Annotated in this window: 15 protein-coding genes and 1 pseudogene; 9 read left to right on the forward strand and 7 right to left on the reverse strand. The window is 72.1% G+C overall.

Annotated features, from left to right (window positions below):
• Together ABT340_RS35945 and ABT340_RS35950 are read right to left on the reverse strand one after the other, a co-directional pair.
• Window positions 1-99: pseudogene (locus ABT340_RS35945) on the reverse strand (TrkA family potassium uptake protein); the annotation flags it as partial.
• Between the two features lie 90 nt (window positions 100-189).
• A complete protein-coding gene (locus ABT340_RS35950) occupies window positions 190-2,373 on the reverse strand; it encodes an AfsR/SARP family transcriptional regulator (RefSeq protein ID WP_352015373.1) in 2,184 nt (727 codons plus the stop codon).
• Between the two features lie 102 nt (window positions 2,374-2,475).
• Here ABT340_RS35950 and ABT340_RS35955 point away from each other — a divergent pair, with 102 nt between their 5' ends.
• On the forward strand, window positions 2,476-2,928 hold the full coding sequence (locus ABT340_RS35955; RefSeq protein WP_352015374.1) for a carboxymuconolactone decarboxylase family protein: 453 nt from the start codon (window positions 2,476-2,478) through the stop codon (window positions 2,926-2,928).
• Between the two features lie 25 nt (window positions 2,929-2,953).
• Window positions 2,954-3,244, forward strand: a complete 291-nt coding sequence (locus ABT340_RS35960) for a hypothetical protein (RefSeq protein ID WP_352015375.1) — start codon at window positions 2,954-2,956, stop codon at window positions 3,242-3,244.
• On the opposite strand, the gene ABT340_RS35965 is transcribed toward ABT340_RS35960, so the two are convergent.
• Window positions 3,223-4,185: a saccharopine dehydrogenase family protein gene (locus tag ABT340_RS35965; RefSeq protein WP_352015376.1), complete on the reverse strand. Its 963-nt coding sequence runs from the start codon at window positions 4,183-4,185 to the stop codon at window positions 3,223-3,225. The genes ABT340_RS35960 and ABT340_RS35965 overlap by 22 nt on opposite strands.
• Before the next feature lie 84 nt (window positions 4,186-4,269).
• Here ABT340_RS35965 and ABT340_RS35970 point away from each other — a divergent pair, with 84 nt between their 5' ends.
• On the forward strand, window positions 4,270-4,875 hold the full coding sequence (locus ABT340_RS35970; protein ID WP_352015377.1) for a TetR/AcrR family transcriptional regulator: 606 nt from the start codon (window positions 4,270-4,272) through the stop codon (window positions 4,873-4,875).
• Here the strand turns inward: ABT340_RS35970 and ABT340_RS35975 are convergent.
• Entirely contained in the window at window positions 4,854-5,714 is an 861-nt protein-coding gene (locus ABT340_RS35975; protein ID WP_352015378.1) for a LysR family transcriptional regulator, read from the reverse strand. The genes ABT340_RS35970 and ABT340_RS35975 overlap by 22 nt on opposite strands.
• An 82-nt stretch (window positions 5,715-5,796) precedes the next feature.
• On the opposite strand from ABT340_RS35975, the gene ABT340_RS35980 reads away from it, so the two are divergent.
• Window positions 5,797-6,735 carry an MBL fold metallo-hydrolase gene (locus ABT340_RS35980; protein WP_352015379.1) on the forward strand — a complete coding sequence of 313 codons (939 nt, stop codon included), beginning with the start codon at window positions 5,797-5,799 and terminating at the stop codon, window positions 6,733-6,735.
• Between the two features lies 1 nt (window position 6,736).
• Here the strand turns inward: ABT340_RS35980 and ABT340_RS35985 are convergent, their stop codons facing one another.
• A complete protein-coding gene (locus ABT340_RS35985) occupies window positions 6,737-7,942 on the reverse strand; it encodes an AF_0692 family protein (RefSeq protein ID WP_352015380.1) in 1,206 nt (401 codons plus the stop codon).
• Window positions 7,943-8,120: 178 nt separating this feature from the next.
• Between ABT340_RS35985 and ABT340_RS35990 the strand changes: the two genes are divergently transcribed.
• Both ABT340_RS35990 and ABT340_RS35995 read left to right on the forward strand, forming a co-directional pair.
• Window positions 8,121-9,413: a sensor histidine kinase gene (locus ABT340_RS35990; protein ID WP_352015501.1), complete on the forward strand. Its 1,293-nt coding sequence runs from the start codon at window positions 8,121-8,123 to the stop codon at window positions 9,411-9,413.
• Window positions 9,401-10,063 carry a response regulator gene (locus ABT340_RS35995; protein ID WP_352015381.1) on the forward strand — a complete coding sequence of 221 codons (663 nt, stop codon included), beginning with the start codon at window positions 9,401-9,403 and terminating at the stop codon, window positions 10,061-10,063. The genes ABT340_RS35990 and ABT340_RS35995 overlap by 13 nt, the downstream gene beginning before the upstream one ends.
• Before the next feature lie 63 nt (window positions 10,064-10,126).
• On the opposite strand, the gene ABT340_RS36000 is transcribed toward ABT340_RS35995, so the two are convergent.
• The gene (locus ABT340_RS36000) at window positions 10,127-10,477 is read right to left on the reverse strand and encodes a hypothetical protein (RefSeq protein WP_352015382.1); all 351 of its coding nucleotides are present in this window, start codon (window positions 10,475-10,477) and stop codon (window positions 10,127-10,129) included.
• A gap of 408 nt (window positions 10,478-10,885) precedes the next feature.
• Window positions 10,886-11,230: a MerR family transcriptional regulator gene (locus ABT340_RS36005; RefSeq protein WP_352015383.1), complete on the reverse strand. Its 345-nt coding sequence runs from the start codon at window positions 11,228-11,230 to the stop codon at window positions 10,886-10,888.
• A gap of 90 nt (window positions 11,231-11,320) precedes the next feature.
• Between ABT340_RS36005 and ABT340_RS36010 the strand changes: the two genes are divergently transcribed.
• The 3 genes from ABT340_RS36010 to ABT340_RS36020 all read left to right on the forward strand — a co-directional run bounded on the left by ABT340_RS36010 (window position 11,321) and on the right by ABT340_RS36020 (window position 13,777).
• Window positions 11,321-12,118: an aminotransferase class IV family protein gene (locus ABT340_RS36010; protein WP_352015384.1), complete on the forward strand. Its 798-nt coding sequence runs from the start codon at window positions 11,321-11,323 to the stop codon at window positions 12,116-12,118.
• A 165-nt stretch (window positions 12,119-12,283) separates the two neighbouring features.
• Window positions 12,284-12,637, forward strand: coding sequence for a hypothetical protein (locus ABT340_RS36015; RefSeq protein ID WP_352015385.1), 354 nt, complete (start codon window positions 12,284-12,286; stop codon window positions 12,635-12,637).
• A gap of 495 nt (window positions 12,638-13,132) precedes the next feature.
• Window positions 13,133-13,777 (forward strand): NAD(P)-dependent oxidoreductase, encoded by a 645-nt coding sequence (locus tag ABT340_RS36020; protein ID WP_352015386.1) that lies wholly within the window; start codon window positions 13,133-13,135, stop codon window positions 13,775-13,777.
• Window positions 13,778-13,873 lie beyond the last annotated feature (96 nt).

A 13,873-nucleotide genomic window follows, 5' to 3' on the forward strand; every position in this document is an offset into this window, starting at 1 on the left:
CAGCACCTCCGTGCCCTGGCGGACGAGCTCAAGGGCGAGCGAGGTGCCGAACCTGCCCAGCCCGATCACCACCACCGGGTCGTCTCTCCTGTCAGTCAACGATGATCCGCTCCTCGGGAAGCCCGTGCCGACGGGCGCGTTCCTACAGGACAAGCGTGGCACCGATGACGAGGAGACCGGACGTCGGCTCTATCCCGCGTACTCCAGGAGGACCCGGAGCTCACCCGCCTCGGGAACGCCGAGTTCCTCGTAGAGGGCCAGCGCCAGCCGTCCGTGCTCGTCCACCTGGTCGTGGTCGCCGAGCCGCCAGTGGGTCCACGCCAGGTCGGCCAGCGCCCGCGCCTGGACCTCGCGGTCGCCGAGCGTACGGCTGCGCTGGAGCACCAGGGTGTACAGGGTGAGCGCGTCGTCGTGGTGCGCGTACCGGTCGAGATAGGGCCGTATCACCAGGGACAGCAGGCTGAGGCAGATCTCGGGACCGTGGACGGCCGTGGCGATGATGTTGGCGCGCTCGGCGTCGAGCCAGGCGAGTGCCTCGACGGCGTCGCGGACGGGCGGGACCGGGGTGGCGGGCCGTGGGACGCCCTCCCGCTCGGCGACGCCGTACGGGAAGAGCCGGTCCATCGCCGCGCGGGAGCGGTGCAGGTAGTAGGCGAGCAGCCGCATGACGGCGCCGTCGTCCTCGGCGATCGAACGCGCGTGCTCGCGGAGCAGGTCGTGGAAGGTGTACCGGCCGGGTTCGAGCTGCAGGAGCATGTGGGCGTCGAGGAGGCTCTCAAGGAGGTCCTCGGCCTCCTCCTCCGGGATCCCGGCCAGCGCCGCCGCGCCGTACGCGTCGATGTCACGGCCGGGCACCAGTCCGAGCAGGCGGAACATGTGCCGTTCCCGCTCGTCCAGCTGCTCGTAGGAGAGGGCGAAGGCGGCCGAGACGCCGTCCAGGAGCCTGCGGTGGTCGCGCAGCCGTTCGGCCAGGTAGGCGACCGTCCAGCGCGGGCGGTGCTGGAGGCGGGCGGCGGCGATGCGGATGGCGAGCGGGAGGTACCCGCACAGGCGCAGCGTCTCACCTACGGCCTCCGGCTCGCGCCGGGCGCGTTCCCCCACGATCCGCCCGAACAGTTCGGTGGCCTCCTCCTCGTCGAGCACCTCGACGGAGAGCGCGTGGGCGCCGTCCAGTTCGACGAGCCGCCGCCTGCTGGTGACCAGGACGAGGGTGTCGGAGTGTCCCGGCAGCAGGGGCCGTACGTGCTCGGCGTCCGCGGCGTCGTCCAGTACGGCGAGCACGCGGCGACCGGCCAGTTCGGCACGCCAGAGGGCGCCGCGCTCCGCCGGTGTGACCGGGATGCTCTCCGCGGGCACCCCGAGCTGGCGCAGCAGGGCCTCAAGCGCGGCGGCGGCGTCGACCGGTTCCCGGCCCGCGGTGTGCGCCCCCAGGTCGATGAAGAGCTGTCCGTCCGGGTAGCGTCCGGCCATCCGGTGGGCCGCGTGGACGGCGAGCGTGGTCTTGCCGATCCCGGCCATGCCGTCGATCGTGACGACCGCCGCTCCACGGCGTTCCCCCACGAGCCGCTCCACCTCAGCGACCCGTCCGGAAAGATCGGAGAAATCGGGAATGTCGTAGGGCAGGAAGGTCGACCGACGGGCCGGAGCCGAGGCCTCGGCAGCCGGACGAAGGGACGGATCGTCCACCAGAACCGCCCGCTCCAGTTCGACGAAGGCGTGCCCGGGGTCGAGCCCCTGTTCCTCCGCGAGAGCCGTACGGTAGGCGCGCGCGGCGGCCAGGGCGTCGGCCTGCCGTCCCGACCGGTGCAGGGCGAGGACGAGATGGCCGTTGAGCCTCTCGCGCAGCGGGTTGGCGCCCACCTGGGCGGCCAGCTCGTCGAGCAGGTCGTCGTGCCGCCCCGCGGCCAGCCCCTCCTCGGCCAGGCGCTCGTAGGCGGAAAGCCGCCGGTCGTTCCACAGCTCCCTGGCGCCGGAGACGTAGTACGCGTGCACGTCCTCAAGCGCCTCGCCGTGCCACAGGTCCAGGGCCTCGCGCAGCGCGCCCGCGGCCACCAGCTCGGTGAACTCCCCCGTGTCGACCTGCCCCGGCTCGGGCTGCGCGACATAGCCGCCCGCCCGCGTCTCCAGCAGTTGTACGGCCCCGGCGGCGCGCAGCGCCTTGCGGATCACGGTGATCGAGGCGTGGATCTGCGACCTGGCGGTGTCGGGCCGGTCGTGGCCCCACATCGCGTCGATCAGCCGCTCGATGCTGATCACCCGGTCGGCGTTGAGCAGGAGATAGGCCAGCACGGCTCGGTGACGTGGGGCGATGTCCGGCAGCGGGGCGCCGTCGACGGTCATCCGAACGGGACCGAGCAGGGTGAAGCGCAGCATCGTCCCCCCATCACCTCCACATCGCGAGTGCATAGCGAACCTATCAATACGGACATCCATCCTGATCTCACACCAACCGCAACGGAAGGAACGAGGAACACCATGGAAGCCCGTATGAAGAACCCCGCCTCGATCATCCCCGGCGTCATCAAGCCGATCCAGGAGCTGATCCAGGCCGCCCAGTCGCAGGGCCTCCCCCAGGAGCTCATGGAGATGATCCACCTGAGGGTCAGCCAGATCAACGGCTGCAGCTTCTGTGTGGACGCCGGTCTGAAGAACCTGCGCAAGCTCGGGGAGAACGAGGACCGCATCGGCCTGGTCGTGGCCTGGCGTGAGGCACCGTACTACACCGACGCCGAGCGGGCCGCGCTGGAGCTGGCCGAGGCCTCGACCCGGCTGGCCGACCACTCCGACGCCGTCCCCGACGAGGTCTGGGACAACGCCGCCGACCACTTCGACGAGAAGCAGCTGGCCTCGATCCTGCTGATGATCGCCGTGACCAACCTCTTCAACCGGCTGAACGCCCCGATCCGCCAGGTCGCGGGCAGCTGGTAACCCCCACTTCCGAAGGAGAACAGACATGTCCGTGGTCCGCTCGCACCGCTACCACGTCGCCGACGGCGACCTTGAGGAGTTCCTCGCCCGCAGGAGCTCGCTGATCGAGACCGTCAGGGAGGGGCACCCCGGCCTCACCCACGCCGTGCTGATCCGGCTTGAGGACGGCGTCTACACCGACACCTGGCACTGGGAGAGCGGCGCGCAGATGGGTGCCGCGCTCGCCAGCCTGCCGACCATCCCCGAGGCTCCGCTGACCATGGCCCTCACCGCGGACGCCACCGCTCTGAACGGTCAGGTCGTCGACGAGCGCTGAACCCGGCTCCGGGTGAGGAGCGTCCCCTCCTCGACCATCCGCTCGACCGCGAGGGCCGGGTCGATCAACGCCTCCGGGGTGTACAGGCCCGGCGCCACGGGGTCTCCGCGCAGGCCGAGCAGCCGTTCGACGCCGAGGGCGACGCCGAGCGCGGTCAACGGCCGCTGCCCCAGGGGGTGCGTGATGTGGTGGGTCACGTCGAGCGGCGTCCCCTCGGGGCCGGTCCCCTCCAGGTCGATCCTGACCTCGACGGAGGCCGGTCCGCCCCGTCGCCTGCCCGAGGACTCGCCGACCACGAAGTCGAAGCGGACGTTCGGCGCGCCCGTCGCCAGCGCCAGGCTCGGCACGTCGGGGATGGCGACCGTCTGGCCGGGCAGTACGGTGCCGTCGGCGGTGAGCACCTCCACCTGGGCCTCCTGGCCGTCCACCCAGGTGAATACACCGTCACGGCGCACCAGCCCCGCCGAGGTCGCGGCCATCAGGCGTTCCATGTCCTCGACGGCGGCCGGACCGCCCCCGTCCAGTTCGTCCAGCACCAGCGCGACCCTGACGGTGTGGAGCCGGTGGAACTCGCGGGCCAGCTCCAGCGCCGCGAGGACGACGAGTCCGGCGCAGCCGTGACTGGCCAGCAGGATCGGCGCGGCCGAGGCCCGCTGTGCGCCGGCGAAGACCTCCGGCGTGAGGTCCACCAGGCCGTTGGAGATGCTGAGGTACGGCAGCCCGCGTTCCTGCGCGTAACGCAGCCCGTTGAGGTGGGAGTCCCACACCGTCGCGACCACCGCCGAGCACTCCTGGCCGTCCGGCAGGCCGAGGTCGTCGCGCCGCAGGTCGAGGGGGACGGCCGTGGCGGTGCCGAGTTCGTCGGCGACCCGCCGCGCGCGGCCGGGATCGCGGCCCGCGCCCGCCTGCCCGGAGCCGCCCATGATCAGTACCGGTTCCATCGGGTTTCCTCCCGTACAGCTAAGCTACGTTTTGTAGGCTACAGGTTGTAGCTTAAGCTGGGACCGCGACGCAAGAGGAGGACGATGGCCGCATCACCGACCCGCCTGTCCAAGCAGGAGAGACGGGAGCAGTTGCTGGAGACCGCCCTGGCGGTCGTGCGCGTCCAGGGCGCCGACGGCCTGACCCTGCCCACCCTGGCCGAGGCCGCCGAGGTGAGCAGGCCGATCGTCTACGACCACTTCGGCACCAGGAACGGCCTGCTGACCGCGCTCCACCGGCGGCTCGACGAGCAGCACCGGGCCGCGCTGACCCGCGCGCTGGGCGAGGCCCCGCCGACCGGCCCCGAGGTCGCCCACGTCATGAGCGCGGCCTACTTCGCGTGTGCCACCGCCATGCCGGAGTTCAACGCCGTCACCGCCGCCCTGAAGGGAAACCCGGAGATGGAGGTGATCCAGCGCGAGATGCTCGACGACTACACCGACCTGATGGCCACCGCGCTCGCCCCGCACTCCGTCCTCGGCGTCCGGGCGCTCCGGCTGCGCTGTGTCGGCGTGCTCGGCGCGGCCGACGCGATCGCCGCCGAACTCAACCACGGGCGGACGACCCTCGACGACGCCGTCACAGCGCTGACCGACCTGATCGTGAGCGCCCTCTCCCAGCCCCTTCCTCAGGTCTCCCAGGCGCGGTAGACGGCCGTCGCGATCCGGACGAACGACCTGACCAGCGGGTTCGCGTCGCCCGTCCGCCACGCCACGACCACACGACTGGGCGCCATGTCGGCCAGCGGCACCACGGTCAGCTCCTCCGGCGGGGTGTGCCCGAGCGGGGACATCCCGACCGTGCCGTTCCAGAGCACCGCATGCAGGCACTCCTGTACGGCGCGCACCACCGGACCCTCCCGGGGCTCGCCGCCGTTCCAGTAGGTCCGCCAGAGCGGATCGACGCCGTCGGGAAACTGGAACCAGCGCCGCCCCGCCAGGTCGGCCAGGCTCAGCCGGTCACGGCGGGCCAGCGGGTCGTCGGCGCGCAGCACCGCGCCGACCGGGTCGGCCCGCAGCTCACGCGCCGTCAGACCGGTCTCGTCAAACGGCCCGCGCGTCAGGGCCACATCGACCAGCCCGGCGCGCAGCCCGCAGGTCGGATCGGTCAGGTCGGTCTCCCGGACCCGGATCTCGACGTCCGGGTGCCTGCGGCGGTACGCGGCGGCCAGCCGGGTCGCGCCCCGGTCGGTGCCGTCGCCCAGGATGCCGACGGTGACGGTCGCGGCCCCCGCCGCGGCGGCCACCCGCACCCGTACCCGCTCCGCCTGTTCGAGCAGGACGCGCGCCTCGTCGAACAGCACCGCCCCGGCCGGGGTGAGCCGGACCCCCGAGGGGGAACGGTGGAACAGGACGGCGCCGACGTCGGTCTCAAGCCGCCTGATCGCCCGGCTCAGCGGCGGCTGGCTCATGTGCAGCCGGGCGGCCGCCCGGCCGAAGTGGAGTTCCTCGGCGACGGCCACGAAATACCGCAGCGTGCGTAGCTCCATGACCGGCGACGATACCCGCAGGGCATCGCCGCCACCCAACAGGACTTGGACCGCGAAGGCCTCACAGCGCTGCAATCAGGACATGACCCACGAACCCATACCCGACCCCGTCGTCCAGGTCTCCGGCGCCCAGGAGATCGCCCCCGGCCTGCTGGTGATCCCGAACCACCGGGCCGGGCTCGTACCCAACATCGGCGTCATCGGCGGCACGCGAGCCGTACTGGTCGTCGAGACGGGTATCGGCACCGCCAACGCCGAGCAGGTCCTCGCCTTCGCCTCGGAGGTGGCGGCGGGCCGCAGGCTGTACCTGACCACGACGCACTTCCACCCCGAGCACGCCTTCGGCGCGCAGGTGTTCTCCGGCGAGGCCACCTACCTGGTCAACCGCGCCCAGGCCGACGACCTCAGGACCAAGGGACAGGGCTACCTGGAGATGTTCCGCGGCCTGGGTGAGACCGTCGCCCGCCGCCTGGACGGCGTCACGGTGCCCGTCCCGGACCTGGTCTACGACGACACCCACGACCTGGACCTCGGTGGTCGCACCGTACGGCTGCGCCCGACCGGCCGGGGCCACACGAGGGGCGACCAGGTGGTCGAGGTGCCGGACGCCGGTGTGCTGTTCACCGGGGACCTCGCCGAGACCGGGCAGTTCGCCATCTTCCCCTGGTTCCCGCCGTACGACACCGACGTCTCCGGTGTGGGCTGGCTGGCGGTGCTGGACCGGCTGGCCGCCGCGGGCCACAGGACCGTGGTCCCCGGCCACGGCGACCTCGGCGGCCCCGAGGTGCTCACCGGCGTCCGCGACTACCTGCGCGAACTGCGTGCGGAGACCTGGCTGCGGCGCGACTCGGCGGCCGACGAGGCCGAGATCGTCGCCGAGGTCAGGGCCCTGCTCGTCGAACGGCACCCCGAGTGGACCGGCCACGAGTGGATCGAACGGGGCGTCGGCTGCCTGTGCGCCGAACACGCCGAACACGCCGGGCACACGGAACACACGGGGTCCTCGGCGCACGCCGGGTGACCTATCGGGCCGTGAACCTCCGGGAGGAGCGGACCCGGCGGCCGAGCAGGGCCAGCAGGGCGGCCATGACCACGCCGACGGCCGCCAGGCTGATCCGGTCGGCCACCGTGTCGGCGTTGGAGACCAGCCCGAAGGCCGTGTGGGCGACCAGGGCCCCGGCCGCCAGGGCCAGGCTGTGCCCGTCGGTCCACAGCCCCCCGGCCGTCCAGCGGCGCAGCAGCCACCCGGCCCCCACGGCCAGTACGGCGGCGGCCGTCATGGGCACCGCGACCCACCCGCCATGGGTGAAGAAGGGCCGGGTCGCACCCCCGAAGGGGAACAGCAGCGCCAGGTACCCGAAGACCACGACCACACCGAACACCCCGGCCACAACGAGCCCAGGCGGTCCAGCCGGTCCGGTCGGCTTTGCCGGACCGGTCAGCCCAGTCGGTTTTGCCGGTTTTGCCGGACCGGCCAGTCCGGTCGGTTCGGTCGGTCCGGTCAGTCCGGTCCGTCCGGCTGGTTCGGCCGATTCGGTCAGCCCGACCGGTTCGGTCAGTCCGGTCGCTCCGACCGGTCCAGCCGGTCCGGTCGATCCGGTCGATCCGGTCGATCCGGTCGGGGAGACGCCCGTGGGGAACCGCAGTCGCAGGCCCGCCGCCGTCAGCAGGGCGACCACGGCCGCGCATCCGGCCAGGACCGCCGCCGGAGCCCGGTATCCGGGGTCGATGCTCGTCACCACGGTCACCCGCAGCAGCAGCGCGCCCAGGACGAAGACCGTCCCGGCCGACCAGAGACCCAGCCTGCCCAGATAGGGCCGGTCACGCAGCGAGGGAAAGACCAGGTCGGTCAGCAGGATCGGGATCACGGCGCTGAAGACCGCGTGGTAGGGGATCTGCAGCTCGGCGTAGGCGCTGTTCAGGCCCAGGATTCGGGGCGCCCACCCGGCGGCGCCGTACATCGTGGGGCTGCTCAGCGCCTGCAGGGCCAGGCCCTCCTCGACGACGCCGTAGGCCGCGCCGAGCAGCAGCACCCCGGCCCAGCCCGTCCCGGCCCGCCGTACCAGCTCGCGCACCAGGACGGTGCCCGCGCCGTAGATCGGGATCCACAGCAGCAGGATCCACGCCATGCGGAGCGGCGGGTTGCCGAGGGTGAACTCGGCCACGAGCGGTGTGACCACCGCGAGCAGCAACGCGGCCCGGCGGCCGCCTTTCCGGTTCGCTGTCATACGGCGATCGTGTTCCGCGCCTCCCCTCCGGGGCCTGTGCCTCCGGGCCTGTCCGTGGCAACCCGGGTGAGGAGTCGGCGGCGACCTCGGACCCGCCCGTGGCAACCCAGGTAAGAGAGTGGCGGCGACTTTGGTTGCTGCCCACGGCCGATCCCCCCGATTACGCTGAACGCCCGTGATGGCAGACGTACGGCCCGGCCCCGCCAGGACCACCTGGGACCGGGCGACGCGGGCGGGCGGCCTGGTCTGCGCGTTGGTCTCGGCGGTCGCGGTCGTGTGGGGCGAGCTCGGCGACACCTGGCTCCCCGTCGACGTGGCCGGTGGCGTGGTGGCGTGCGCCGCGCTGTGGCTGGCACGCCGCAGGCCCGCCACCATGGCGCTGGTGGCCGTGGCCATCTCGGTGCCCGCCGCCTCGGCGTCGGTCGCGGCGGGGGTCGCGACGCTGATGGCGGCCCTGTACCGGCGTTCGGCCGTCGCGGTCGGCGTCGGTGCCGCCTGGACGGCCGCGACGCTGACGCGCTTCTGGATCCGGCCGCCGGGGCTGGCGCCGTACCCGGTGTGGGCCCTGGTCGCGGTGCTGTTCGGGGTGGCGCTGACCGGGTGGGGGATGCTGGCGCGGGCCCGCCGTCAGCTCGTGCTCTCGCTGGTCGAACGGGCCCGCAGAGCCGAGGAGGAGCAGCGGCGCCGCGCCGAACAGGCCCGCCACGCCGAACGCCTGGTCATCGCCCGTGAGATGCACGACGTGCTGGCGCACCGCCTCTCACTGCTGGCACTGCACGCCGGGGCGCTTGAGTTCAACGCGAAGGCCGACCCGGCCGAGGTGGTCGAGGCGGCCTCGGTGGTGCGCGCCAACGCGCACCAGGCGTTGCAGGAGCTGCGCCAGGTCATCTCGGTGCTGCGCGAGGCCCCCGTCCTGGCCGAACTGGACCTGCGGTCCCTGGTCGAGGAGGTACGGCGGGCGGGCGCCCGGGTCGAGTCGCACGACGGCGGAATACGGCTGCCCGACCTGCCGGGCGCCACGGCACGGGCCGCCTACCGGATCGTCCAGGAGGGCCTCACCAACGCCCTCAAACACGCGCCGGGACGGCCGGTGGCCCTGCGTCTCGACGGCGCCCCCGGCCGGGGACTGACCGTCGAGGTCCGCAACCCCGTCGAAGCGTCCGGCCCCACCGAGGGACCCTTCCCAGGCTTCCACGACGAGAGGTCCCTGCCCGGCGAAGATGCCTTTCCCGGCTCTTCTCGCTTCCCTGGCTTTCCCGGTTCACCTGGCTCTTCCGGCTTCTCCGGTTCTCCCAGATTCCCTGGTCCTCCCGGCTCTCCCGGCTCTCCCGGTCTTCCTGGCTCTCCCGGAGAGGGTGCCGGGCTGGCCGGGGTACGGGAGCGGGCCGAACTGGCGGGCGGCCGGGTCGAGCACGCCGGAGTCGAGGGCGAGGAGTTCCACCTGACGGTCTGGCTACCATGGCCGGCATGACGGCCATACGCGTACTGGTCGTGGACGACGACCCGCTCGTCAGGGCGGGGCTGACGCTGATGCTCAGGGGCGCCGACGAACTGGTCGTGGTCGGCGGGGTGGCCGACGGCGCCGACGTCGGGTCCGCGGTCGACACCCACACGCCCGACGTGGTGCTCATGGACATCCGGATGCCGGGCCTGGACGGGATCGACGCCACCCGGCTGCTCCGACGACGGCCCGCCCCGCCGTACGTCATCATGCTGACCACGTTCGACGCCGACGAGCACGTCTTCGGCGCCCTGCGCGCCGGGGCCGACGGGTTCCTGCTCAAGGACACCCCGCCGGAGGGCATCGTGGACGCGATCCGCAGGGTCGTGGCCGGTGAGCCGATCCTGTCCCCGAGCGTGACCCGGCGCCTGATCGCCCACCTGGCGCCGGAGACGGACGACCGCCGCCGTGACGACGCCGACCGGCTGCTGTCCAGGCTCAGCGGCCGCGAACGCGAGGTCGCCGACGCGGTCGGCCGAGGCCTGTCCAACGGGGACATCGCCGCCGAACTCCACATGAGCGTCGGCACGGTCAAGGGCTACATCTCCCGCATCCTCACCAAGACCAACCTGGACAACCGCATCCAACTAGCCCTCATAGCCCACGACGCTCCTCGTTAGGACGCGCTCCCCCTCCCCGGGGCGTAGCCATGACCTCGTGACTCCGCGCTGGAAACCGCTGTCTCAGTCGCCCTGGGACCAGGCGGCGACCGGGAGGGAGAGGTAGACGCCGAAGTCGGTCAGGCCGGTCGCGGCGGCGACGGCCTCGTGGAGGCCGTCCACCCGTTCCTGCCGGTCGACCGCCCTGCTCTCGAACCACTTGGACCTGACCTCGATCACCACGTCCAGGCCACAGCGGTCAAACGGCCCCAGCGCCCGGAAGCGGATCTCGACGTCGCCCGGCTGCAGGTCGCCGTCATACGGCTCCTCAGGACACTCGACGGCCACCGACACCAGGTGCGGCAACACCTCCCCGAGCTCACGAAGCTTCGTCTCGGCGATGTCCGGTCGATGGGTGACCTCAACCAACGGCATCAGAGCACCTTATTCTTTTACGACGCCTGGCGGCGTCGCGGGTTCGGGCGCCCCGAGTCGGCGCTTTCCCTCGTCGCTGTGTCTCTTTGCGACGCCTTCGGCGTCGCGGGCTCGGGCGCTTCGGGTCGGTGTCTTCCCTCGTCACTCCGTCGCTTCGCTCCTGCGTTCCTCAGTCCAGACACCGACGCGCCCAAGCCGACACCCCTCACACACGGCACCGGTACCCCAAACCCTTTTCCCGGGGGATTGGGGTGTTCAGGCCGGGTTCCTTGTGATGTGGCCGGGTGGCGGAACGGGAGAACTCCTTGGAGGCCGGTTGGGTTCATCCGGCGTTGAGGAGGGTCTTGATGTCGCTTTCTCGGTAGCGACGTTGGCGGCTGGGAGTTCTCGCCGAGGGGCTACGACCGGTCAGGGGGGTGTCAGGTAGGAGGCCAGGGTGCCCCGGTTGCGTTGGAGGCCGTCGATGCGTTCGTCCATGGCGGCCAGTTCGCCGTTCAGGATGTCCCACAACTCCGCGCACCAGTCGAAGTCCGGGCGTTCACCCCGCGCGCACGGCAGCACGGAACGGATCACCTCGGTGGACAGACCGGCCTTCAGCAGGGCGCGGATCTGGCGCACCGTGACCACGGAGTCCTCGTCGTAGTGGCGGTAGCCGTTCGTCCCCCGGCCGGTGTCGAGCAGCCCCTGCTCCTCGTAGTAGCGCAGCGAGCGCGGACTGGCCCCGGTTCTGCGGGACAGCTCCCCGATCAGCATGTACCCCTCCCGGCGGGTTGACCCTTCCACTGGTGTGAAGCCCTAACGTCGCCCCAGGAACGGACATTCCACACACGTCTGGAGCGACGCATGTCCTCTTTCGTTGTTCACCGTGACGGCCACGAGGCGAGCGCCGAGGAGCTGGCGCCACTCGCCTTCGCGGGCTACGCCCACTTCACCGCCATGCAGGTGCGCGAAGGACGGGTCCGGGGCCTCGACCTCCACCTGGAGCGGCTGAGGGTCGCCTCGATGGAACTGTACGGCCGAGCCCTGCCCGACGACCGGGTGCTGGCGGGTCTGCGGACGGCGCTCCGGGCCGGTCCGGCCGACCTGTCGCTGACGGCCACGGTCTACTCCCCCGCGGGCGAGTTCACGCGGGCGGAGGCGGAGCCCTCGCTGCTGGTGCGCACCGGTCCTCCCGCGACCGCCCCGCGCGGACCGCTCGCCCTGACGGCGGTCGAGTACGAACGGGTGCTCCCGGCCGTGAAGCACGTCGGCGAGGTCGCCAAGACGTACTTCCTCCGTCAGGCCGTCGAGCGGGGCTTCGACGACGCCGCCTTCGTCGACCGCCGGGGACGGCTCAGCGAGGCGTCGATCTGGAACCTGGCCTTCTGGGACGGTGCCGCCGTGGTGTGGCCCGACGCCGAGAAGCTGGGCGGGATCACGATGGGGATCGTACGGCGCCGCCTTGAGCGCCTCGGTGTGCCCCAGCGCGTCCAGGAGATCACGCTCGACGACCTGCCCGCGTTGGCGGGGGCCGTGGTCATGAACTCCTGGTCACCGGGGATCGCGGTACACCGGATCGGCCCCGCCCCCCTGCCGGAGGCACCTGACTTCGTCGAGACACTCCATCGGGCCTACCGTTCGGAACCCCTCACGGCACCCTGAGGTTGTGTCCCCGGGCATGCTCCTGTCGTGTCAGGAAATAATGGCGTGTGACGGAAAGGGGCGGCATTTGGTGACTCAGGGGGACCGGCTGCCGGTGGCTCCGACCGATCCGCACCGGCCACGCGTCGCCAGGGTCACCCAACCGCCGACCGTCGGACAGGAGAGGTGAGAAAGGCCCGCGCGCCGCGGCGGCCTGCGGAGATCCACGCCGCCGGGGAGCAGGTGTTCCGGTTCTTCCCGGACGGCGTCGTGCTCGACGTGCTGGTGAAGCCCGCTCCCGGCCCCGAGGAGGGGCGGGCGATCGCGACGTGGCTCAACCGGGACGTCCCGCTCGGGGGCGTCCATGTCGCCCGCTACGACCTGCGCGACGGGGTCGTCTCCTTCACCACGCGAAGCCACTTCCTGGACGGAGCCGTCGAGGCGCGGGGAACCTGGCGCGGGGGACGGCTCGTCCTCGATCTGCGTGAGGCGGGCCGTACTCGGACCGGTGTGGTCTTCACCCGCATCTGGCCCGCCTGAGCGGGCACGCCGTGAGCGGGGGCGTCGCGGGCAGGAGGGCGGTCGCCGAAGCGGTGTCCCGGGGCACAGGGCGACCGCGGCGGTACGGGGTCACGTCCGGACGGCGGGTTACCCCAACCAAGGGAATCATCCCGGCCGGGTGGCCGGGAACGCGTCAGGTCAGTGGAGAGGACGCCCCGGCCGTACCGACCGGCGACACGTCCGTCCATGGCAGCTGGCTCGGCGGGACCTCAGCCGCCGATCCGAGCGGGCCGCCGACTCATCGTGACGCCGATGGCGGCCGTGACGTAGAACCCGTCCGGACTGATCTGCGTCACGCCGTTGAGACGAACCTCCCGTACCACGGCCATGGCGGGTGCTCTCGACGCCGCCGGGGACCGGTGAGCCGTCCGGGAGATAGGGGCCGGACGGCGGCCTTCCTATCGTTGCGGTAACCGAGGGAGGCGGGGTTAGCGTCTGGACACGTCCAGCGAGACCAGGCGAAAGGGATGTGCGATGAGCAGGATCGTGGTGTTCGGGGCCGGAGGCAACGCGGGCAGGAGGGTCGTCGCCGAGGCGGTGTCCCGGGGGCACGCGGTGACGGCGGTGGTGCGGGACCCCGGCGGGCACGAGGGGGTACGGGGTCACGGTGTCACGCTCGTCGCGGGGGACGTGACCCGGGCGGAGAGCGTGGCGGCCGTGGCGGCCGGGCACGACGCCGTGATCTCCACGGTCTACCGGGCGGACGTGCCCGCGGACGAGTTCTACACCTCGGCCGCCGACGCGCTGGTCGCGGGTCTTTCCCGGGCGGGTGTGGAGCGGCTGGTCACGGTCGGGGTCGGCACCGCCCTTGAGGTGGCGCCCGGGGTGGCGATGCACGACACGCCGGACTTCCCCGAGGAGTACCGGCGTTTCTCCGTCGGGCACTCGTCGGAGATCGCGATCCTCGCCGGGAGCGGGCTGGACTGGGTCGTGGTGACCCCTCCCCCGGTCTTCCTCGACGCCCAGGCCGAGCGCACCGGGGTCTACCGCGCCGGAGGCGGCGCCGTACTGCCCGCCGAGGAGGGTGCCCCGGCGTTCTCCTACGCCGACCTCGCGGTCGCGCTCGTCGACGAGGCGACCGAGAGGAGGCACACCCGCGCGGTGGTCGCGGTCGCCTGACCCGAGAACCCGAAGCACCCGGAACCCCGAAGCACCCGAAAACCCGAGAGCCCGAAGCACCCGGAACCCGGAAGGCCCGGAACCCGGAAGGCCCGA

Origin of the sequence: Streptosporangium sp. NPDC000239, from assembly GCF_040300765.1 — a bacterium.
Taxonomy (GTDB): Bacteria; Actinomycetota; Actinomycetes; order Streptosporangiales; family Streptosporangiaceae; genus Streptosporangium.